Source organism: Musicola paradisiaca NCPPB 2511, from assembly GCF_000400505.1.
GTDB classification, from domain to species: Bacteria; Pseudomonadota; Gammaproteobacteria; order Enterobacterales; family Enterobacteriaceae; genus Musicola; species Musicola paradisiaca.
Genome location: NZ_CM001857.1, coordinates 4,041,318 through 4,062,919 on the forward strand (window position 1 = coordinate 4,041,318; position 21,602 = coordinate 4,062,919).

17 protein-coding genes and 3 pseudogenes are annotated in these 21,602 nt (G+C 55.6%); 4 read left to right on the forward strand and 16 right to left on the reverse strand.

The genetic code is table 11. The annotated features are described in order from the left end of the window. Positions 1-424: 424 nt before the first annotated feature. The 10 genes and pseudogenes from DPA2511_RS22085 to DPA2511_RS17990 all read right to left on the reverse strand — a co-directional run. Positions 425-999: pseudogene (locus DPA2511_RS22085) on the reverse strand (DUF4276 family protein); the annotation flags it as partial. Beyond that, entirely contained in the window at positions 996-2,087 is a 1,092-nt protein-coding gene (locus tag DPA2511_RS17940; RefSeq protein ID WP_015855156.1) for an AAA family ATPase, read from the reverse strand. The pseudogene DPA2511_RS22085 and the gene DPA2511_RS17940, both read right to left, overlap by 4 nt. Before the next feature lie 320 nt (positions 2,088-2,407). After that, positions 2,408-3,424 (reverse strand): 1-aminocyclopropane-1-carboxylate deaminase, encoded by a 1,017-nt coding sequence (locus DPA2511_RS17945; RefSeq protein WP_015855157.1) that lies wholly within the window; start codon positions 3,422-3,424, stop codon positions 2,408-2,410. 330 nt (positions 3,425-3,754) lie between these two features. Beyond that, a complete protein-coding gene (locus DPA2511_RS17950; RefSeq protein WP_015855158.1) occupies positions 3,755-4,687 on the reverse strand; it encodes a LysR family transcriptional regulator in 933 nt (310 codons plus the stop codon). A gap of 447 nt (positions 4,688-5,134) precedes the next feature. After that, positions 5,135-6,553 carry a M20 family metallopeptidase gene (locus tag DPA2511_RS17960; protein ID WP_015855159.1) on the reverse strand — a complete coding sequence of 473 codons (1,419 nt, stop codon included), beginning with the start codon at positions 6,551-6,553 and terminating at the stop codon, positions 5,135-5,137. A gap of 135 nt (positions 6,554-6,688) precedes the next feature. Further along, positions 6,689-7,555: an ATP-binding cassette domain-containing protein gene (locus tag DPA2511_RS17970; RefSeq protein ID WP_015855160.1), complete on the reverse strand. Its 867-nt coding sequence runs from the start codon at positions 7,553-7,555 to the stop codon at positions 6,689-6,691. Beyond that, positions 7,552-8,571, reverse strand: coding sequence for an ABC transporter ATP-binding protein (locus DPA2511_RS17975; RefSeq protein WP_015855161.1), 1,020 nt, complete (start codon positions 8,569-8,571; stop codon positions 7,552-7,554). The genes DPA2511_RS17970 and DPA2511_RS17975 overlap by 4 nt, the downstream gene beginning before the upstream one ends. A 157-nt stretch (positions 8,572-8,728) precedes the next feature. Continuing rightward, on the reverse strand, positions 8,729-9,661 hold the full coding sequence (locus DPA2511_RS17980; protein WP_015855162.1) for an ABC transporter permease: 933 nt from the start codon (positions 9,659-9,661) through the stop codon (positions 8,729-8,731). 9 nt (positions 9,662-9,670) lie between these two features. Further along, positions 9,671-10,588 (reverse strand): ABC transporter permease, encoded by a 918-nt coding sequence (locus DPA2511_RS17985; RefSeq protein ID WP_015855163.1) that lies wholly within the window; start codon positions 10,586-10,588, stop codon positions 9,671-9,673. A 58-nt stretch (positions 10,589-10,646) separates the two neighbouring features. Beyond that, entirely contained in the window at positions 10,647-12,179 is a 1,533-nt protein-coding gene (locus DPA2511_RS17990; RefSeq protein ID WP_015855164.1) for an ABC transporter substrate-binding protein, read from the reverse strand. A gap of 755 nt (positions 12,180-12,934) precedes the next feature. Between DPA2511_RS17990 and DPA2511_RS18000 the strand changes: the two genes are divergently transcribed. The 4 genes from DPA2511_RS18000 (at position 12,935) to DPA2511_RS18015 (ending at position 15,609) form a co-directional block, all read left to right on the forward strand. Beyond that, positions 12,935-13,570: a delta-endotoxin CytB gene (locus DPA2511_RS18000; RefSeq protein WP_015855165.1), complete on the forward strand. Its 636-nt coding sequence runs from the start codon at positions 12,935-12,937 to the stop codon at positions 13,568-13,570. A gap of 70 nt (positions 13,571-13,640) precedes the next feature. Further along, the gene (locus DPA2511_RS18005) at positions 13,641-14,240 is read left to right on the forward strand and encodes a type-2Aa cytolytic delta-endotoxin (protein ID WP_015855166.1); all 600 of its coding nucleotides are present in this window, start codon (positions 13,641-13,643) and stop codon (positions 14,238-14,240) included. Positions 14,241-14,273: 33 nt separating this feature from the next. After that, positions 14,274-14,885, forward strand: a complete 612-nt coding sequence (locus DPA2511_RS18010) for a type-1Ba cytolytic delta-endotoxin (RefSeq protein WP_015855167.1) — start codon at positions 14,274-14,276, stop codon at positions 14,883-14,885. A 64-nt stretch (positions 14,886-14,949) separates the two neighbouring features. Then, positions 14,950-15,609: a delta-endotoxin CytB gene (locus DPA2511_RS18015; protein ID WP_015855168.1), complete on the forward strand. Its 660-nt coding sequence runs from the start codon at positions 14,950-14,952 to the stop codon at positions 15,607-15,609. Between the two features lie 302 nt (positions 15,610-15,911). On the opposite strand, the gene DPA2511_RS18025 is transcribed toward DPA2511_RS18015, so the two are convergent. The 6 genes and pseudogenes from DPA2511_RS18025 to DPA2511_RS22095 form a co-directional block, all read right to left on the reverse strand. Next, positions 15,912-17,273, reverse strand: a complete 1,362-nt coding sequence (locus DPA2511_RS18025) for an MmgE/PrpD family protein (protein WP_015855169.1) — start codon at positions 17,271-17,273, stop codon at positions 15,912-15,914. Next, positions 17,270-18,154, reverse strand: coding sequence for a polysaccharide deacetylase family protein (locus tag DPA2511_RS18030; RefSeq protein WP_015855170.1), 885 nt, complete (start codon positions 18,152-18,154; stop codon positions 17,270-17,272). The genes DPA2511_RS18025 and DPA2511_RS18030 overlap by 4 nt, the downstream gene beginning before the upstream one ends. Then, positions 18,151-19,000 (reverse strand): annotated as a pseudogene (locus DPA2511_RS22090) (polysaccharide deacetylase family protein). Before DPA2511_RS22090 ends, DPA2511_RS18030 begins: the two are co-directional and overlap by 4 nt. A 25-nt stretch (positions 19,001-19,025) precedes the next feature. After that, positions 19,026-19,841, reverse strand: coding sequence for an ABC transporter substrate-binding protein (locus DPA2511_RS18040; RefSeq protein WP_023638486.1), 816 nt, complete (start codon positions 19,839-19,841; stop codon positions 19,026-19,028). Between the two features lie 34 nt (positions 19,842-19,875). After that, the gene (locus DPA2511_RS18045; RefSeq protein WP_015855173.1) at positions 19,876-20,640 is read right to left on the reverse strand and encodes an amino acid ABC transporter ATP-binding protein; all 765 of its coding nucleotides are present in this window, start codon (positions 20,638-20,640) and stop codon (positions 19,876-19,878) included. Between the two features lie 22 nt (positions 20,641-20,662). Then, positions 20,663-21,540: pseudogene (locus DPA2511_RS22095) on the reverse strand (amino acid ABC transporter permease). Between the last annotated feature and the right edge of the window lie 62 nt (positions 21,541-21,602).

Consider the following 21,602-nt stretch of genomic DNA (forward strand, 5'->3'; position numbering starts at 1 on the left):
AATAAATCAAACCAAGTCGAAATAAGAAATATTGGGTTTACAGATTGACTTCTATCATTTGATCCTGAAGGGGATACTGAAGAGAAAAGAGAAAAGAGAAAACTGATAAAATGCCTTTATTCATTACCAAATTCAGAAATCGAAATGCTACTACGCTTATTAAAATAAGGCCTCTGACTCCGCGAGTTTTCGTGAGCTCATGGAAGAGTCCACATAATTAACTCATGGTTTCAGGTCAGTCATACAGAACTAAAAATCACGTGATTTTTATGGTACATCTCTTTTCAGTAACTCACTCTGTCATTTCCAGTTTTTGTGTTTTCATTATCCTATTTTTTCAAACACATTAATCAGCCAACGCTTCAATACACTGAAGCCAACGGTGAAAATGAGGGCACTGCTGACGCATACTATCCAGCCCAATATCAGCCGCAATCAGCGGGCCATGTAATGTTTTTTGTATGTAGGGATAACCGCCCGAATACGTTTAGATGGCGCGGTTTGCGGGCTGTTATTGATCTGCTCAGGCGTAGGAAACTCGGCTTTCATTGCCAGAAGTCTTTTTACCGGATCTTCATCATCAATCCAATCAATAAACTTTTCAGGCTGGCAAAACAACAACGCCTCATATTCATGCACAATAAAATTCGCGAGAAAATTAGGCTGATTGATATCTTGCTTAAATGCCTGCTCCAGACGACCAATTCTGACGTAAATATCGGCATTCTGAACCGGACTCTCATCTTGCCCCGGAAAATCCGTCGGTAAACCATAATAATCTATCATGGTTGTCACCCATGCCTGCGGATCTTGCTTACACAACCGTTCTATCTGATGCTTCACCTTGCCGTAACTTACAATACCGCCTTTATACCCCCGGCTGGTTTGTGCAAGGATTGGCGTAAAATAAATGTGTTTATACGCAAAAGCGGGTGCGAGAACATCACGAACAAAGGTTTCTTCCGTTTGCCCTTCCACAAAGATATTAACCCGAATCATCGTTGCGGCCTCCCGCCCAGCAGATTTTTCGTCCACAACTCACCCAGGCTATAATCACTTAACCACTCTTCCAATGAATCAGCCTCAAGCCGTTTGAATGTTGATGCGCCGTCTTTCTTATCAACGACAATCAAATCTTCCGCATCAAATTCATTGACCAATTCTACCGACTGGGTTGAGATAATTAACTGATGTTCGTGACTGGCAGTTTTAATTAATTCTGCCAGCACGGCAATCGCGTATGGGTGTAAGCCCAATTCGGGTTCATCTACGATGATCGCACTCGGTTTATATTCTTCTGGTTGCAATAACACCGTTGCCAGGAGAATAAAACGCAGGCTGCCGTCCGACAGTTCATTGGCTTTGAACGGAATGTCTTGCTCTTTCTCTGTCCACTCAAGCTGAATAGTATCGGGATTATCTGGCGTTGGGCGCAGGTAGAAATCACCAAAAAAAGGCGCGACCATCTGAATACTTTTAACGATTCGCTTATAGTGTGAAAAATGGTTTTTCTGCAACCGATACAAAAATGCCGCGAGATTCGCACCATCTTCTCTTAAATAATCATTATCATTAATGCGGTGGATCTGCTTTACGCGAGCTGATTCGCTGGTGTCATGAAAGTGATAAACACGCCAGCGTCGCATAATTGGCAATGTGTACTTTTTAATTCCGGTGTGATGTTCTTCCGCCCGTGATTCGAAATGACCAGCAACGACACCTTTCTCACCACTCATGTTCCACCACAATGCTTCTCGTGAAAACATCATCCGGTTGTCATTGGTTGGCTCCAGCTCGAACTTATAACCATTATTGCCGAAATACAGTTCGCCTTTCAGATGCGGTGTCTTTTTACGTCCGAAATGCAACATGGCATCAGGCCCGCCAGCCTTACTGACTAACGATTGCAAACGCTGGTCAAGTAACGTCGCAATCAAACGGAAAAAACTGATAAAGTTCGATTTACCTGCACCATTCGCGCCAATCAGCACATTGAGACTGCCCATGTGCAACTCACAACGTTCAATAGACTTGTAACCTTCAATCAGCAACTTACTGAGCTGGTCAGAATGGGTCACATGTTTCATAAACGATTACCTTCTGTTGGTTCATATCAGCCATCGCTTGCAACGACTGAAGCTGTTCGGCGGTTAAAGAAACTGTAGTAAGCATGCTGTCATAGCGGAGATTTAAACGGTAGCTTCACACCTATAAATCATGCATTACTTTACTGTAACAGTCTGTTATACCAATAAAAAAGAGGCCGCTTTTGCGACCTCCGTTGAAACCAATGCATGCAAATATAGCAACACATTATCAATGTCTAAAACCGGTGAACGCAGCTGTTGCCTCTATCGTTTTGATATTGCCGAATTTGTATCGTGGCATGGGTACGCCACGACTGAAATCAACCGTTACGGAAAATATAGCTGTACGCGCTGAGCGCCGGCGCACCGCCCAGATGGGCGTACAACACTTTGGAACCTTTCGGGAACTCCCCCTTACGCACCATGTCGATCATGCCCTGCATGGATTTGCCTTCGTAAACCGGATCGGTCAGCACGCCTTCCAGGCGGGCGCACAACCGAATGGCTTCCAGCGTGCCTTCGTTCGGCAAGCCGTATTCCGGGCCGCCGTAACGGGTATCCAGCACTACATCTTCTTCCGTGATTTCACGGCCCAACTCCACCAGATTGGCGGTGTTCTGCGCGATGCGCAGGATCTGCGCCTTGGTTTTTTCCGGCTTGGCGGAAGCATCAATGCCGATCACGTTGCGGGCGCGACCGTCGGCGGCAAAGCCCACCACCATCCCCGCCTGGGTGCTGCCGGTCACGGAACACACCACGATATAATCGAATTTGAAACCCAGCTCTTTTTCCTGCTGGCGTACTTCTTCGGCGAAACCGACAAAACCCAGGCCGCCATACGGATGTTCGGAACAACCGGCCGGGATCGGGAAAGGTTTACCGCCGCGTTTCTCCACATCGTCCATCGCCTGTTTCCAGCTTTCACGGATGCCGATGTCGAAACCGGCCGCATCCAGGCGCACATCCGCCCCCATAATGCGGGACAGTTCAATGTTGCCCACCCGGTCATACACCGCATCGGCATAGTTAACCCAGTTTTCCTGTACCAGCACACATTTCATGCCTAAATGCGCCGCCACCGCCGCCACCTGGCGTGTCTGGTTAGACTGAATGCCGCCGATGGACACCAGCGTATCAGCGCCCTGCGCCAGCGCTTCCGGAATCAGATATTCCAGTTTGCGGGTCTTGTTGCCGCCGAACGCCAGGCCACTGTTGCAATCCTCGCGCTTGGCGTAAATCTCAACATCGCCGCCCAGATAAGCACTCAGGCGTTTCATTGGCGTAATCGGCGATGGGCCAAAAGTCAGCGGGTGACGGGGGAATTTTTCCAGATTCATAGTCAGGCTCCGGTAAACAAAGGAAAAAACAGGGCAGTTGAGTTACGGCTCCGGTTTTCCCGGCTCACCGTGGAGAGGTGCGCTTCCCGGCTTCCCCCACCGATGACGACCGGGCAGACGCCACCAGGGACACAAGAGGGTAAGACACGGGAAGCGCGTTCTCCTGTTAGCGCTATACTACCTAAAACCGAATTCATTTAAATTGCAAAATCAGATCTATTTTTCATAAAAATTAATTCAATTTTTTATTTTTGTATTTTAAATTCCAAAAAATCACACCAAATAGAAATAAAATTAAATAAGAAAAACAAATGAAGACGCCCTCGCCCGTCAGTGCAATTGCAAATCGAATTCCTGACGGCAGCGCTGATCCTGGATCTGCAACTCCTGCCGGAGAAACGTGAAAAATGCGCTCAATACCGCGGTACGCGGGCGCCCCATTTCTGTCTGGATCTGGAAAGTACGCTGGCTCAGTTGGTCGATATTGACGGTTCTCATACGCAGGTTGTCGCGCCGGGCGCTGTAGAGAATAGAAAAATGGCTGCAAATACCGATGGCATCCGGCGTATTGCGCACAAAATCGTACAGCGAGGAAAAGTGATTGCTGGTAAACACCGGGTCGATAAACACATTGTTCATGCGGCAGGAGAGGTCGAACAGTTGGCGAATGGTCGCGGATTGATCCGGCAACACCATCGGCCAGGCATTGAGATCCGCCAGCTGGAACTCTTTGTTGGCCAGCGGGTGATCCGCCTGCATAAACACCAATACCGGCGCCGGGTAAGACGCCAGCACTTCCACGCCATGTTCCGGCGACAAGCTGAACTTCAACGCCACATCGCATTCGCCGTTACGCACTAATTCCGGCACCTGACGGGCAGTGCCGACCGTCAGATAAAAACTGACGCGCGGATGAATCTCACGAAAACGCGCCAACATGGTCGGCAGCAGGTTGAACGCCACGCCGTCGGTACAGACCACCCGGATGGTGGTCTGACGCACCGACTTTAACCCTTCGATTTCCGCCATCGCCAGTTCCATATCGGCCATGCTGCGCCGCACATGGTTAGCCAGAATGTGCCCGGCATCGTTCAGCACCATCCCACGGGCGCTACGCTCGAACAGCGGCACCCCCAACCGGGTCTCCAGCCGCTGGATCTGGCGGCTAATGGCAGACACGGCAACGAATAACTGCTGGCTGGCGGCGCTGATGGAACCGGCGCCGACTACCGCCATAAAGTAACGAATTTCGCTATTATGCATAGAGGGTCTCCGAGAGACAGAATCTATCGGAAACGTCATGCCATCACATTCAGAATCCGAGAAGGTTTCGGGCGTATTAACCTCATATTTTATCTTTACTATTTTTCGCTCCGCCCGACACAAGGAGGCTCAAACGCCGCCTCCCTGTGAACCCGGGCTTGCTGGCTAAATTTTGCCGCTAACGCGGTGCCTTCGGGATAGGTGGCCGCTTAACGGGCCTCTCGTGACGCGGTTACTCGCCACAGAATGTGGCTCGCCCTGCGGGCCAGCGTAAACGCTGTTCAAAAACGCTTTTCGCGTTTTTGTCCGGCGCGGCACGAGTTTTCGCCGCATCCATGCGGCTCACCCTACGGCCTCCCATCCCTCAGCAAAATTTTTTATGCCAGAAGGCAACACACGCCACTATCAAGATGTGAGTGATATCGATGGGCACACAGTCATATTTGTTCACACAATCACATGTTGTTCTCTTAACGTCTTCACCCTGCCGCCCTCTTCCGCCAGATCCCAAAACAGGCCGCTCATGATGTGCAGCGCCTCACGCGCCACATCCGCCAGCAGGTGTTCATTCGGCGCGTGCTGAGAACAGCCGGGGTACGAGTGCGGTACCCACAATGTCGGCAGGCCGAGAGTACGCAGGAAACAGGCGTTCGGCAGGCCGCCGCCGAAGTTCGGCAGCACCGCCGCCGGTTTGTTCACCGAGCGGGCGATGGACGCCAGCCCCCAGCGCACCCAGGGGTCGTCCGGGTCGATACGGGTCGCTTCAAAACAGTGATCCGGGCTGACCATCTCCACATCTTCAAAACCGTTGGCATCCAGATGGCGACGAATATGCTCCGCAAAATGTTCCACGTCGCTGCCCGGCACATAACGCATATGGCACTGGGCGCGTGCTGTCGCGGGAATGGCGTGTTCCGGTTTATCCGGATTGCCGGTGATGCAAGCCAACACGTCCAGCGTATTCCAGCCATACACCTTCTCCGCCGCGCTCAAGCCCGGCTCGCCCCAGTTCGGATCAATCGCCGGGTCGTCCGGGCCGCTGCCCAGTTCGATATCGGACAACACCCGGCGCATCGCCTCCGACAGCGGCGGCGGCAGCAGCGCCGGCAGCTTGATACGTCCGTTGGCGTCCACCAGACACCCAATGGCGTGCGCCAGCCGGATGGCGGGGTTGCTCAGCAGCCCGCCCCAGTTGCCGGAATGGTGCGCGCCGTCGCGCAGCGTCAGCCGCAGGCCGAAATTGAACACCCCGCGCGAGCCGAGAAACAGCGTCGGGCGCTGCGCCGACACCCGCGGCCCGTCGGAGGCGATAAACAGATCCGCCGCCAGCCAGTCGCGGTACTGTTGACACACCGCCTCCAGACCGGGGGAACCGTACTCTTCCCCCATCTCCAATATCAGTTTGACGTTATAGCCAAGGCGGCCGCCGCGTGCTTTCAATACCAGCGACAGCGCCGCCAGATTGATGGTGTGCTGCCCTTTGTTATCGGCAGTGCCGCGCCCATACCAGCGGTTGCCGTCCGGCGTCAGCGCCCAGGGCGACAATCCGTCGCGCCAGTTTGCGTCGTCCCCCAGCACCACATCGCCGTGGCCGTAGGTCAGCACCGTCAGTACCGCTTCCGGCTCGATGCGCCGCGCCAGCAGGAACGGCCCTTTGCCCGCCACCGGGTTGGGCACGATCTGGCTTTCAAAGCCCATCTCCTGCAACAACGGAGCGATCTCGTCCGTCAAATAATCCATCAATATCGGTGCCCGTTGCGCATTCTGGCTCTCCGTGGGGTACGCCACCCGGCGTGCCAGCACCTCACGCAACCGGCCTGAATCAAAATAGTCCGCCGCCGCCTGCATTACCTCTTCGCGTGTCATCATTGATCCTTCTCATCGTTAATCGTCGGCTGCCCACCGTTGCCCGGCTTCGCCCCCCTTCGGGCTCCACCGGTTCTTATCGTCCACGATGACCACGCCTCATCGCCGACGGTCATCGGGCATTCGCCTGCCGAATCAGCAGGCGTCTATTTCTGGAATACCCAACCCCGGCTCCGGCGTCAGCACCGAGGCCAGCAGCACACGGGTATATGGGTGTTGCGGCGCGTTGAATACCTGCTCGCGGGTGCCCTGTTCCACCAGTCGGCCTTTGCGCATCACCGCGACGTGATCCACCAGATGTTCCACCACCGACAGGTTATGGCTGATAAACAGGTAGGTCAGACCTAACTCTTTTTTGAGCGACAACAACAAATTGAGGATCTGCGCCTGTACCGACACATCCAGTGCCGACGTCGGCTCATCGCAAATCAAAATATCGGGCTGTAAAATCAACGCCCGTGCGATCGCCACCCGCTGGCGCTGCCCGCCGGAAAGCTGCCCCGGATACTGGCTGTGGGTGCGGGACGGCATGCCCACCACATCCAGCATCTCCCGTACCCGTGTTTTACGCTCCGCCGGCGTACCGATATCGTGCAGCCGCAGCGCCACCTCGACGATATCCGCCACCGTGCGGCGCGGGTTCAGGGAGGAATAAGGATCCTGAAAAATCGGCTGGATACGGGTAGCCATCGCGCGTCGGTTGCCCGCGTCAATCTCCCGCCCTTCAATCAGCACGTTGCCGGAAGTCGGCGGCAGCAGCCCCAACAGCATTTTCGCCAGCGTGCTTTTGCCGCAGCCGGATTCCCCCACCAGCCCCAGCGTTTCACCGCGCCGGATACGCAGCGACACATTATCCACCGCGGTAATCTCGCCGGGCCGGGAGAACAGACCGCGGTTGAGACGAAACGTCCGGCTCAGCGCGCACAGCTCCAGCGCGATGTCGTCGTTGCCGGGAATGTACGTCGGCAGCGCCGTCATATCCTGGGTTGCCTGCATCGTCATACCAACACCTCCGTAGCCTGGGCCTGTACACAACGCACCGCATGCAGTGGCGACACCGCCCGCCAGTCGACATCCACCAGACAACGCTCATGACATTCGCCGCAACGATTACGGAACGCGCAGCCCTGCTGCGGCCCGACCAGGCTCGGCACCATGCCGGGGATTGCCTGCAACGGTTCGCCCGGCACGGTTTTGCCCTGCACCGGGATGCAGGCCAGCAGGCCGCGGGTATAAGGGTGCTGCGGCTGGTGAAACAGTTCCCGTACCGGCGCGTTTTCCACCACCTGGCCGGCGTACATCACCGCCACGCGGTCGGCGATACGCGCCACCACGCCCAGATCGTGGGTAATGAAAATCACCGCCGTGCCCAGTTCCTGCTGCAACTCACGCAGCATGCGTAAAATCTGCGCCTGAATAGTGACATCCAGCGCGGTGGTGGGTTCATCGGCGATAATCAGCTCCGGGCCGCACATCAGCGCCATGGCGATGATGATGCGCTGGCGCAGGCCGCCGGACAGCTGGTGCGGATACTGCCTCAAACGCTCCGTCGCCAGCGGAATGCCGACGCGCTCCATCAGGTACACCGCCCGCTCCCGCGCCTCGGCGTAGGACACACGCCGGTGCGCCATCAGGGTTTCGCACAGTTGGTCTCCCAGCGTGAACGACGGGTTGAGCGAGGTCATCGGCTCCTGAAAAATCATCGCTATCTGGTTGCCGCGCAGCATCGACATCTGTTTCGGACGTAATGACTGCAAGTCCTGCCCTTTGAAACGGATATAGTCCGCCGTGCGTACCGCCCGGCGCGGCAGCAAGTCCATCAGCGCCAGCGACGTCATCGACTTGCCGCAGCCGGACTCGCCCACCAGACACAGCATCTCGCCGCGCCGTACCGAGAAATCGATGCCGCGCACCGCATGCAGCGTGCCGCGCGGCGTCGGCAAATCAACACGCAGGTTTTTCACGTCCAGCACGATCTCGTGCGGGTATTCGTGTGGATTGTTGTCAGCAGAATGCATCCCGACCTCCTTAGCGCCTATCGCAATAGGCGTCATTGGCGCAGCCAGTTTGGACAAGGGCAGCGCGGAGAAACCGGCACGTACACGCAGTACGAGAGGATTTCAAACACCGCCCAGTGCCAAAATGGCCAGTAAAATAGCTGATTCGGCTAGGTTCTTAGTTGCGACCGTCCAGCGCGGTGATATCGCGCAAACCGTCGCCCACCAGATTGATGCCCAGCACCAGCAACGCCAGCACCACGCCCGGGATCACGATCACCCACGGCTGGAAGAACATATACGCTTTGCCTTCAGCCACCATCAGCCCCCACGACGGCATCGGCGGCTGCACCCCCAACCCGAGGAACGACAGCGTCGCCTCCAGCAACACGGCGTGGGCGATCTCCAGCGTGGCGACCACCGTCAGCGGCCCCAGCAGATTGGGCAGGATCTCCCGCAGCATAATGAACAGCGACGAGGCGCCCAGCGTCTGGGCGGCGGCGATAAATTCCGCCTCCCGCAGTTGGCGCGTCACCGAACGGGAGACGATCAAAAAGCGATCCCACAACAGCAAACCGAGCAGCATGATCACCACCTTCACCGATCCGCCCACCAGCGAGGCCAGCGCCAGCGCCACCAGAATCACCGGCATCGACAGGCGCACCGTCAGCAGATAGCTGACCGCCGCATCGACGCGACCGCCGAAGTACCCGGCCAGAACGCCGAGCGAAATACCGATAAACCCGGAGATCATCACCGAGATCAGACCGATAGCCAGCGACACCCGTGCGCCGTACAGCAACCGGCTTAAATAATCGCGCCCCAGTTTGTCGGTACCGAGAAGGTGCTCCCAGCTGCCTTTGTCGTGCCATACCGGCGGAATCAGCCGTCGGCTGACGTCCTGCGCGAAAGGATCGTGCGGGCTTATCAGCGGCGCCAGGATCGCCAGCAGGACGATGCTGCCCAAAATCATCACCCCCAGCGTCATGCCGTGGTGGCCCAGTATTTTTCGCCTCCAGCGCTGCCACGGCCCCGGCTCGGGCAACAGCCCCGGCTCAACGGCCGGCGCGCTTTTCATCATCACGGCGAAACGTGCAAGCGTACTTTTCATCGCGGCTCCTTATTTGCTGCGCAGACGCGGATCCAGTGCCGCATTGAGAACATCCGCCAGAAAGGTCAGTCCGATATAAAACACGGCGATAATCAAAACGATGGCCTGCACCACCGGGAAATCGTTACGGGAGATAGAATCCCAGGCTAATTGCCCCAGCCCTTGCAGCGAGAACACCGATTCGATCACCACCGAACCGCCCAGCATGAACCCCAATTCCACTGTCGCCAGCGCCACCACCGGGATGATGGCGTTGCGCAGGCCGTGCTTGAACACCACCTTGAACGCGCTCAGCCCTTTGGCGCGGGCGGTGCGGATATAGTCGGAACCCAGCACATCCAGCATGCCGGAACGGGTTAAACGCATCAGCGACGGCATGGCGTAGTAGCCCAGCGCCACAGCGGGCAGCACGAAGTTCAACCAGGTGGTATTCCCCGCCACCGGCAACCATTTCAGGCCGACGGCGAAAATCAGGATCAACACCAGCGCGAACCAGAAGTTCGGCATGGCCTGGCCGATCACCGCCACCAGCATGGCCAGGCGATCCACCCAGGTGTCGCGGAACACCGCGGCCAGCACGCCCAGCGGGATCGCCACCGTCAACGCCAGCAACAGCGACGCCACGCCCAGTTGGAGCGTGACCGGCATACGCTGCCCCACCAGCTCCATCACCGTATTTTCAAAATAGAACGAGCGGCCGAAATCCAGGTGCAGCGCCGACCACATCCAGCGGGAGAACTGGGTCAGCAGCGGCTGATCCAGCCCGTTCTGTACCCGAATCTGGGCGATGGTGTCTGCGGTCGCGTCCGGCCCGGCGATCGCCGCCGCCAGATCGCCGGACAGGTGCAGCAGTGAAAAACTGACCACCGCCACGGTGAACAGCACCGCCAACGCAACCAGTAACCGATGAAAAATGAACTTCACCATGAGAGTGCTCCTCGCAAAACGGACGCTCCGGGAAGGGCCGCCCCTTCCCGATGGCGGATTACTTCCAGCTCGCTTCGGCGAAGCGCGGCAATTCATCCGGCCAGTCCTGGAAATTCAGGTCTGACGTAAAGGCGTAGTTGGTGGAATAGGAGAACAACGGCGCCATATAGGCTTTCGCCGAGATGTTCGCCAGCAGCTTGGCGTAGGCCGACTTACGCTGCGGCGGCACCGTGATGGCATCCGCTTTCGCCAGCTCGGCGATGATGTCCGGATCTTTCCAGATATCGTTGCCCTTGCCGCCGAAGTACGGCGTCACGAACGCGGTCGCGTCGTTGATGGAAAACGATCCCCAGGTGCTGAACGCCAACGGCGCCTGGCCGGATGCCAGCGCATTGGCCATCACCGGGTACTGGACGAAGTGCAGACGGGCGCGAATCCCCACTTTGCGCAGGTCGCCGATGATCGCCTCAGCGTAGTCACGTTCGCGATAGGCCCACAAATCGGTTTCAAAACCGTCGGGGAAGCCCGCTTCCGCCAACAGTTGTTTAGACTTGGCCGGATCATACGGGTATTGAGTGACCTGGCTGTCGTCACAGGCGGTCTGGGAACGGAAACAGGCGGAGAACACCGGCTTACTGCCGCCACGCACCATGTTGTCCACCATCGCCTGGCGGTTGATGGCGTAGCTGATCGCCTGCCTCACGCGCAAATCCTTGAACGGCGCGCCCTCAGGGCCGGTGGCATTGGTATTCAGCTCCAAAAAGCCCACCCGCATGGTTTCGCCGCTTTTCACGGTGATATTCGGCACCGAGGCCAGAGACGCCGCCTGATCCGACGCCACGCGCCAGATCCAATCCACCTGGCCGGTCATCAGTTGCGCCACGCGCGCTTCCGGATCGCGGATCACCACAAATTGCAGTTTGCCGATTTTCGGCTGGCCGATAGGGCTGTCCTTGAAGTAGTTCGGGTTTTTCTCCATCAAGACCCCCTGCCCCGGCGTGACCTTCACAATCTTGTAAGGGCCGGTGCCGATCGGCGCTTTGCTAAAGCCTTCCAGCTTCACCTGCTGGAAGTATTTGGCGGGGTAGATGGGGGTCGGGCCGGAGAGGTATTCCAGCGCGGCCGGGAACGGTTTTTTCAGGTGCAGCCGCACCGTATAGTCGTCCACCTTCTCCACATGGTCGATCCAGTCCACGCTCTGCGGGATCACCGAGGCGGTGTTCGGCCCACCGATGCTTTGGAAGGTGTACACCACATCATCGGCGGTAAAGGCGTCGCCGTTATGGAAGGTCACGCCTTTACGCAGATGCAGCAGCAGTACGGTGGGCGCTTCCCAGCTCCAGTCGGTCGCCAGTTCGCCTTTGTACTCGCCGCTTTTCGGATCGCGATAAATCAGCGTATCCCACGCCAGATGCGCCAGGATGACGCCCTCCCGCATGTTATTGTGGTAAGGACTGACGTTTTCCACCTCACTGTCGGAGGCGTAGACCAGAGTATCGTTTTGTTTTCCCGCATAACTGGCAGACGCGCAGCCAGCCAATAAAGCGGTTAATGCATATTTACGAATATGTCTTGCCAGATTACGAGCCATGCTGTTCTCCACCACAATAAAGGACGAATAAAAAAATGGTCACTAACAAAAACATTCGTTAACAGCATTGCAAGACCAACGCCAATCACGGCCAATTACCGTTACAGATTTTCGATCCAGGTTTTCTCAAAATGAGAAAGCACCGATTCATTCTGGATTTATTCACATCGGCAATAATAAAAATGGATGACAATCCCTGAGTGAAAAACCGCAGCCCATGCCTATTAGCGGGAATCGGGTGCTATTCCAGTGCACAAATCAACCCGCCTGCACCATTTGCGTGATTATCGATAAGAGAAGGTTATTTCTTGTTTTGCGAAAGCGGTATTACCGTTCTGATCATTTTAGCGGGCATATCTTCTCGTCATACGTCACGTTGCAGCGAGGTTGGTTTTTCTCGTTTCCCCCAATCACTGACTTGACGTTGCAGTAAGGCAATTAAGCCAGAGCATCCTGATGAGATGACGCCGCGACATGAGGCAAGTGAAAAACCGCAGCCAACACACCGGCAATGTGAAATATGTCGGGTATACAATGAAATATATGATTAAATATGTAGGCAACAGACATATCATCACAGCATGAAAATAAATTCATTTAACATCCAAAATATAACCAACAAATCATTAGCCGCAAACCAATCATCAATCGGAAATAAAATATACCGGCCATGCGGCTTGATCTTTGCAATAACGACTCCTAGGTTAAAATAGAAAACGCTGCCCCTACACATTTTATTCCTGGAGAGTATCGAGATGAAATTCGATAATATTATTGTATTGAATAGCAATGAACTGATGGCAAATAATTCAAACTTAGATCTTAATTTCAATACGTTATTTCAATTACCACAAAAATATGTCGGCCAGGCGATTGAAATGTCAAGAGTATTTCAGAGCGCTATTAATGGAGACAACCTTGAATTTAACTTTGACAAAGCCATTGATCTGGTAAAAAACCACCCTGAAATGGCGATTATAGGTACGATAAATCAATCTATTACCAAGCAAAACAATCAGGTATCCGCCATGGTGGACGACGTCATGAAATTGCTGGATACCGTTGTCGGCGTGGTGCTCGATAAAGACAGCCCAACATATAAGAAATTTGCCAACACGATTGAACAGGGTTTTACCAACCTTGATGCACAAAAAGAAAGTAAGTGGATTTTCTGGAATAAAGAGAGCGAATCGAAAACAACGTATACTTACAATATCTTATTTGCTGTTGCTAATCAGGATACCGGTTCCGTTATGGCAGCCGCACCTATCGGCCTGACCATTACCGTTGATGTCGATAAAGAACAAGTGCTCTGGATTACCATCAAAGACAAACATAATTATTCTGTTAATGTGAAATCCATCACTGTTGTTGAAGCACTCAAATCCTAATTCTGAAAATGCCATGCTCGTCATGGCATTTTTACTATTATTTTTACCGGATATGAAATAAGGCACTGAGATGAACGCCATTACCTTAAATCCGACGAATGCTGTCGATGGAAATAAAAATTTTAGCGTCACATTAAATGTCGATTTAACATACGTTTCGCAGGCCATCAATATGGCCAATATTTTCAATGAGGCTTACATTCCTCAGCAAGGGATTAATTTCGAGAAAGCGCTATCGATTGCAAAAAGCCACGATACGCTGGCGGTTGTCGGTACACATACCGTAAAAGGGAACAGCACGATTTCTCAGGTCTGGGTCGCCATTGACCAGTTGCAAAACCTCATCCGCATGGTGCAAGGCGCGGCCACAGAAAACTGGATGGCATTCGGTATTGCCGCCAAAGCCTTTATCGACCTTAATGCTCAGAAAAACGGTAATTATTTTACAATTTTCAACGAACAATCAAACACATTGAAGTATCAATATAATATGTTTGATGTCACGCAAAATACGGCGACAGGTTCGGTTATGGTCGGTCAGTTAACCAGCGTTGACATTACCATCACACAATCAGATGCGAATGTGCTGGCACTAGTAGCAGGCTCATCAATTACCCAACACATGAACTTCAAGAGTATGGTAATTGTTGAGGCGCTCGCCGCCGAATAGCAGAAAATAGAACGATTCAGACATGGTGATAATATGAGTATAGAAATTTACCCGGATGATGATAATACCTTGCCGTATCAGGTGTTTCTCAATCTTCAAAATGAGCACTATTATGCCCAGGCCCTCTCTCTGGCTCAGCTGTTTGCACATGAAGTCGATGAGAACGGTCAGCTGGATTTGGCTAAGGCGGTAAAAAAAGCGCAGGCGCAACCTGATCTGGCGATTGTCGCCACCAATAATACGACCATAAAAAAGTCATTTGACACCCTGTCCGCTTTAACCACCGCGTTATCCGAACAGTTAAAAATCGAAGGCGTATTGGGTATAAGTCAAGACACTTATATTCAAAATATTTTGTCTCATGCTTTTTGCGATCTGGATACGCAAAAAGATAAACCCTGGTTTCATATCACTACCCAACCTGATACCCAACATCAGGTCGTCAGTTATTCATACAGTTTATTTCTTGTCAGCCAGGGGGATGAAACCGGCGCCATGATGGCCGCAGGCCCGCTTATCATTACGGTCACGCCGAGTACCGCCATCACCGATATATTTAGCACTAAAGACTGGCGTTTAACCTTGAAAAAAGAAGAAATTACAATATCCATAAAAGGATTCCAGATCGTCAAACCGCTGGAGTAATCGCCTGTTTTTCCGGTTGCCCAAAGATAGCATTATGTCATTAACCTGAATCAAGGGGCTTATTTTGAATATTACAGACGACTTACATCCGACTATTTATAACAGTCCGATCGTACTGAATGTTATTTCTGCGCCCGTTATGGTTAATCGATATGCTTTACAGGCAGAACAGGAACAGCCCCTGCATTTCAAAACCCTGTTCAGTGTTGAAGCTCAATATATCCCTCAGTCGTTGGCCATCAGCCGGGTATTTCAACATGCATTAACGTCGACCCTGAGTTTTGATACCAATAAAGCGATTTCCGTTGCCAATGACGCCGGCTTAACCATAGAGCAAGTCATTAATTTTCATGTTGCCAGCGGCTCGCCAGAACAAACCATTGCGCAGGTTTCCGATCATATTAACGCGGTGGTCGGCGGTTCGATTTCTGATTCGCTCAGGAACAAAATAATCGACACAATTAAAACCGGTTTTTTAAACCTGAACCGTAATAGCGAAAGCGCATGGATTTTCTGGTCGAAAGAGAGCAGTTCCAGCACCAGTTATAGCTACAATTTATTGTTTGCTATTCAGCAAAATCAAAAATTAATCGCAATCCCTTTAGGCATGCTGGTTCATGTTGATGTGAGCGAAGAAAAAGTGTTGTTTATCACCATCTCATCCCATGCCTGCTATGCCGTCAATCTGGATGGTTTGAAAGTCAGTCAGGCATTATCGGGATAACGCCCGACTCAGGCCTTCTTCCACCGGCATGATTAACGCAGCCAGCGTGGATTCACACCACGCGCAGCGAGTTATCCGCAGCGCATCCGTCAAGACATCATCAGCCCTTGGGCGCGATCGCTCCACCAGCGCACGCCGGTACCGGTCAGCGCCGGGAAAATGTCGATGAGCGCGGACAACTCCCGGCACCAATACCGGCACCGGAAGGATTTCATCAAACACTAAACGCTATAACGGGGAGGCATCGGAACACCGCCTCCCCGTCGGTTTATCGCTCTCGTACCGTATCGTCGCAGCAATAGCTATTCGAGCATCAACGTCTCCGCCAGCGGTTGTACATCCGCGACCTTTTCCAGCCCCAGGCACAGATCGGCCAATGCCCTTACGCGGGGCTCTGGTAACGCGCGTACCGCTAACGCGGTGAATTTTTCCAGCAGCGCCGCATCACTGAGCGGGTTATGCGGCGAGCCCAGCGCGATCTCCACCCGATGGCTGAAGCGCTCGCCCCGGCGCGTGGTCAGGGTCAGCAACGGTTCGCTGTCGCTGTCCTGCTGCGGGTCGAGGCGCAGTTCAATGCGCGCCAACATCGGTGCAATCCCCGGATGTTGGCGGTTCCCGTCCAGGTAAGCGTTCAACCCGGCGTGACCATGCACCAACCGCGCCGCCAGCGCATAGGGCAGGCTCATCTGCGCCGCCGCCAGGCTGTCCAGATCGCAGTTGCCGCACATCCCATGCAGGAACGGGCTCAGGCTCACGCTAATCTGCTCGATGGCGTCGGCGTCGCCGTCGATTCGCGTCAACAGCACGTTCAATGCGTCAATGGCGGAATGCACCCCGCGGCAGGAAGCGTAGGGTTTGATCGAACAACGCAGCAGCTTCCACACCTGCCCCAAATCCTGCGTCAGCGCCTCCGGCTGAGCGCCGTTCGCCGCCAGCGTGGACAGAAAACCGCCCCACACCGGCTCGAACAGCTGGGTCGGCCCGCTGACGGACTCGTTCGCCAGCAGCGCCGCCAACACACCACCTTCCGCCGCTCGCCCCGCATGCAATTTCTTGCTCTGGGAACCGTCGTGGATAAACGCCCACAACCCGCCGCTGAAACTACCGGCCAGCCCCAGCGCCGCCACCATCTTCTCCTGCGGTAGCCTCAGTAGGCTGGCCGCCGCCGCCGCCGCGCCAAATACACCGCAGGTGGCGGTGGAATGCCAGCCGGCGCCGTTATGAGGCGAATAGCCGCCGCAGGCTTCCAGCACCCGACGCCCCACTTCATAGCCGATGACCACCGCCCGGATCAGATCCTGACCGGATACCGGCTGCGGGCACGCCGGCAGCATCGCCAGCACCGCCGGCAGCACCACCGCGCCGGAGTGATCGCAGCCACCGGTATCGTCCAGTTCATACATGTGCGCCGCTACGCCGTTGAGCAACGCCGCCTGACGGATGCTGGCCACGCTATTGCGCCCCCACAGCACCGCTCCCGTTTCGGGCGCCGGTTCGGACAAAGCGCGATCGACGGCACGATAGACGTCGCTATCCACCCCGGCCAACGCCGCGCCGAGCGTATCGAGAATATGGCGTTTGCAGCGTTCTACCAGCTCGGCCGGGAAATCGCTGAAACGGGTCTGGCAGATAAATGCGGCCAGTTGCGCCTGCGCATTGTTCATGACGGTACCTGCGTATTCACATGCTGATGATAAATCGCCGCCGGATGCTCCGGTGCATTGGCCGGCTGCGTTTGCCACCATGCCGCCACCTCGCCCGCCGTCGCCAACCAAACGTTGTCATGGCCGCAAATGAAATCCAGCAGCGCATCCAACAGCCCGATGCGGCCCGCCGTGCCGATGATTTCCGGGTGCAGCCGCAACACATAGCAACCACCGAAGCGGTAAAAACCGCTGAAATCGAGCTTCATGTTTTCCAGCGTATGGGCATAAGACGCAATACGGGATTGCCCCGGCGGCACCGCCGGACTGAGATTGAAGGCGAAATAGGGGTCGTCCTCCAACTCGTAGTGCAGCGGTAGCTCCACCAGCGGCGCCTCCTGATGGAAATAGGGCAGATCGTCGCCGCGCCAACTGGACGACCAACGGATCCCCGCCTGCGCCATCGCCTCGACGAACCCCGGTTTCCACTGCCCGGCAGGCAACCGGAAGCCGACCGGGCGCGTACCGCTCAGCGTCTCCAGCGCGTCGCACCCTTGTTGCAGGCTGGCGACCTGCTCCGCCAACGTGATGGCGTCAAAATCCTGATGGCGATAGCCCGAACAGGCGATCTCATGGCCGCCGGCGACGATGCGCGCGAACAGGTCGCGGTTTTCCTCGGCGACGATAGCCGGCAGACACCAGCTGGCGCAGACCTGTTTGCGCGCCAACAGCGCCAGCAAACGATCCACACCGCGCGTAGTGCCGTAACGCCAGACCGACAGCGTCTTTTCACGGCCGGCCACCGCGGGTGTCTGGGTGAGGATGCCGTGGACATCGTGATAGTCGATGGTCACGACCACCGCACAGCGGTAGGGCGCAGGCCAGTGGGCAAACCCGCTCATGGGCGATCCTCCCGGAGATGCCAGTGGGCCACCTCGCGGCAGCGGGCGAACCACACGTCGTCACGCTGGCGCAGATGGGCAAGAAATTGTTCCAGCAGCAGGATGCGCCCCGGCTTGCCGGAAATTTTCGGATGAAACAGCGTGGTCAGGCACAATCCTTCGTCCATTGCGCCGTCGTACTCGCGGCACCAGTTATCCAGCGTCAGCGTATAGCTGGCGGTGCGATCCAGTCCGGCGGGAAAGTTGGGCGAACGGGTATAGGCCAGCGAAGCATAGTCGTCCATCTCCCAACGCCCGGGGGATCTCCACCAGCGCGCGGTCGCGGCCGGCCACCGGGATCAGGTATGGGCGATCGTCGCCGCGCATACTGCTGGAATAGGTCACGCCGCAGTCCACCAGCACCGCCGGCGTATCGGCGTGCCAGTCCCCCGACGGCGTGCGAAACCCCTCGGCGCGGATCCCGAGATAGCGCCAGAAAATGTCCGCAGAGACGTCCATCACCCGGCGCTGCTCATCGGCAGAGAGTGCATAGAAAGACTCATGGCGGTAGCCGTGATAGGCCACCTCATGTCCTTGCTCGACGATGGCGGCGCACTGCTTCGGCCAGTTCTCCACCACCCAGGCAGGCACGAAAAAAGTCGCCGGAACCGAGAACTGCTCCAACAGCGCCAGGATCCGCCCCAAGGCGCGAAACGGCCCGTAACCGCCAAAAGTAAAATACTCCGGCTTTTGCCAGATAGACCCGTTCAGCATGGCGTCGCCGGTCGGCCCGTCGAGATCGAAAGCCAGCGCCATACAACCTCGTTTATTGTCCGGCCAGCGCGGACGCTGCGTCAGAGACTCCATCGTCGTCACTCTCCTCACCGGCCGATTAACGGCCCTGGTTGATGGTTGCCTGTTTCAGCGCACCGTCCTGCAAGCCCCATTTGCTGAGGATGGCCTGATAGCTGCCGTCGGCGATCATCGCGTTGAAGGCCGCCTGCACTGCGGCTACCAGTACCGGATCCTTATTGTCGATGCCGATGCCGGTCAGTTGGAAAGAGAAGGCTTTGCCCAGCGGTTTGTAGGTGTCTTTTTCCAGATTCATGATGTACGGCAGGGTTTCGCTGCCCTGCACCGCGCCGTCCAGACGACGCTGACGCAGTTGGGCGCGCGCGTCGGCGGTACCTTCGGCGCCGACCACGTCGATTGCCGGTTTGCCCGCCGCTTCACAGTTGGCCTTGCTCCAGGCGGCGATTTCCGCCGGGAACGTCGTGCGACGGCTGGAACCAACGCGCTTGCCGCACAGGTCAGTCAGCTCTTTGATGTCGCTGCGGGAGGTGGTGGTGTAAAACTGCGGGCCGGTGGAGAAGTAGTCAACAAAGCTCACCACTTTCTGGCGTTCCTGGGTATCCGTCATACCGGACATGATCATATCGACACGTTTGGTGGCGACGGCGTTGATCATCTGTTCGAAACCGATCTCCTGCCAGTTGATTTTGACGCCCAGCTTTTTCGCCATTTCCATACCCAGATCGTAATCCACCCCCATCAACTGGTTGGTGGCCGGATCCTTGAATTCCATCGGCGGATAGTTCGGCATGATGGCGACCGTCAGCTCGCCCTTGCTTTTGATGCTGTCGGGCAGCGTGATGGCGGCATGCGCGGCGGAGCCCAGCAGAGCGCCGGTGATTAAAGCGGACAGCATTATTTTTTCATCTGTAGTTACCCTGTTGTTGACGTTAGAGAAGAATTGCGGAAATAAAATTTTGCAGCCGGGGGTTCTGCGGATTCAGCAACACATCCTCAGGGGTGCCCCGTTCAATAATCTGGCCTTCATCCATAAACACGACCTGATTTGCCACTTCCCGGGCAAAACCCATCTCATGAGTGACCACCAACATGGTGGTGCCATCCTTCGCCAGCGTCCTCATGACGCCCAATACTTCGCCGACCATCTCCGGGTCGAGCGCCGAAGTCGGTTCATCGAACAGCATCAGCTTGGGCTTCATCGCCAGCGCGCGCGCAATGGCGACGCGCTGCTGCTGCCCGCCGGACAACGACTCCGGATAGGCGTTGGCCTTGTTGGCCAGCCCTACCCGGTTAAGCAGATCCATCGCCTCTTCGGTGGCTTCCCGTTTGGGGCGCAGCAGCACCTGCATCGGCCCTTCGATCACGTTTTCCAACGCGGTCTTGTGAGGAAAGAGATTGAAACGCTGGAATACCATGCCGGTATGCAGCCGCTGGCGGGCAATCTGCTTGTCGCTCAGGGGGTGCAGTTTTTTACCGGCGATGCGGTAGCCCACCAGTTCGTCGTCGATCCAGATGCCGCCGTTGTCGATTTTTTCCAGCTGATTGATACAACGCAGAAAGGTACTTTTCCCCGAGCCGGACGGGCCGAGAATGCACATCACCTCGCCATAACTGACGTCGAGATTGATGTCTTTCAGCGCATGAAAATCGTCAAAGTATTTATTGACGTTGACCGCTTTTACGATGGTTCTCATGGTTCTGTTCTCCCGGCCCGAATCAGGCGCGACGCCGGTTGCCGCGGGAGAAATATTTCTCCAGCCGGTTTTGACCAAAGGACAGCACCGTCACCACCATCAGGTACCAGATACCCGCCACAAACAGCAGTTCCATCACGCGCGCATTGGCGTAGTAAATGTTCTGGGTGTTGTAGAGCAGTTCGGAGTATTGAATCATGCTGGCGAGACTGGTGGTCTTGATCATGCTGATGAATTCGTTGCCCACCGGCGGGATGATCACCCGCATCGCCTGCGGCAGAATGATGCGCCGCAGCGCTTGCAGGCGCGGCATGCCGATAGCCTTGGCGGCTTCATACTGGCCGATATCGACCGACAGCAGCCCGGCGCGCACCACCTCGGAGGTATACGCCCCCTGGTTGATACTCAGCCCCAGCAGCGCGGCGAAAAACGGGGTCATCACGGTGACGGTTTCCACGCTGAACACCCCGGCAGCGTAATGCGCGGGAACACCAACGCCAGGTTGAACCACAGCAACAGTTGCAGGATCAGCGGCGTACCGCGGAAGATCCAGGCGTAGCCCACCGAGACATAGTGCAGCACCGGGTTGGGCGACATATGCATGATGGCGGCGATAACGCCGAACAGAATGCCGAGCGCCATCGCCAGCACCGCCATCACCAGCGTATTCACCACCCCGTCAAGGATGGCTTTGGCGGTAAAAAACTGGCCGACATACGACCATTCGATATTCCCGCGGGAGAAGGCGTGCACCAACGCCGCCAGCAGCACGACAATCACCACGGTGGCGGTGATGCGGCCGTAATAGCGGCGCGGCACATACTCGTAGTGACTGAGATCGACGTATTTGTTATTGCGCACCGGCGCGTTTTCCACATCGGGAAGCGGTGAAGTATTCATTCCGAGCTCCATCTGGTTAAGCCGCAGAGGCCGAAAAATCATGACGAAACGTCATATCGGGC

Bases quoted from the DNA above. Each gene is read 5' to 3' on its own strand.
- DPA2511_RS17940 (WP_015855156.1), bottom strand. From the start codon at position 2,087: ATGAAACATGTGACCCATTCTGACCAGCTCAGTAAGTTGCTGATTGAA.
- DPA2511_RS17945 (WP_015855157.1), bottom strand. From the start codon at position 3,424: ATGAATCTGGAAAAATTCCCCCGTCACCCGCTGACTTTTGGCCCATCG.
- DPA2511_RS17950 (WP_015855158.1), bottom strand. From the start codon at position 4,687: ATGCATAATAGCGAAATTCGTTACTTTATGGCGGTAGTCGGCGCCGGT.
- DPA2511_RS17960 (WP_015855159.1), bottom strand. From the start codon at position 6,553: ATGACACGCGAAGAGGTAATGCAGGCGGCGGCGGACTATTTTGATTCA.
- DPA2511_RS17970 (WP_015855160.1), bottom strand. From the start codon at position 7,555: ATGACGATGCAGGCAACCCAGGATATGACGGCGCTGCCGACGTACATT.
- DPA2511_RS17975 (WP_015855161.1), bottom strand. From the start codon at position 8,571: ATGCATTCTGCTGACAACAATCCACACGAATACCCGCACGAGATCGTG.
- DPA2511_RS17980 (WP_015855162.1), bottom strand. From the start codon at position 9,661: ATGAAAAGTACGCTTGCACGTTTCGCCGTGATGATGAAAAGCGCGCCG.
- DPA2511_RS17985 (WP_015855163.1), bottom strand. From the start codon at position 10,588: ATGGTGAAGTTCATTTTTCATCGGTTACTGGTTGCGTTGGCGGTGCTG.
- DPA2511_RS17990 (WP_015855164.1), bottom strand. From the start codon at position 12,179: ATGGCTCGTAATCTGGCAAGACATATTCGTAAATATGCATTAACCGCT.
- DPA2511_RS18000 (WP_015855165.1), top strand. From the start codon at position 12,935: ATGAAATTCGATAATATTATTGTATTGAATAGCAATGAACTGATGGCA.
- DPA2511_RS18005 (WP_015855166.1), top strand. From the start codon at position 13,641: ATGAACGCCATTACCTTAAATCCGACGAATGCTGTCGATGGAAATAAA.
- DPA2511_RS18010 (WP_015855167.1), top strand. From the start codon at position 14,274: ATGAGTATAGAAATTTACCCGGATGATGATAATACCTTGCCGTATCAG.
- DPA2511_RS18025 (WP_015855169.1), bottom strand. From the start codon at position 17,273: ATGAACAATGCGCAGGCGCAACTGGCCGCATTTATCTGCCAGACCCGT.
- DPA2511_RS18030 (WP_015855170.1), bottom strand. From the start codon at position 18,154: ATGAGCGGGTTTGCCCACTGGCCTGCGCCCTACCGCTGTGCGGTGGTC.
- DPA2511_RS18040 (WP_023638486.1), bottom strand. From the start codon at position 19,841: ATGCTGTCCGCTTTAATCACCGGCGCTCTGCTGGGCTCCGCCGCGCAT.
- DPA2511_RS18045 (WP_015855173.1), bottom strand. From the start codon at position 20,640: ATGAGAACCATCGTAAAAGCGGTCAACGTCAATAAATACTTTGACGAT.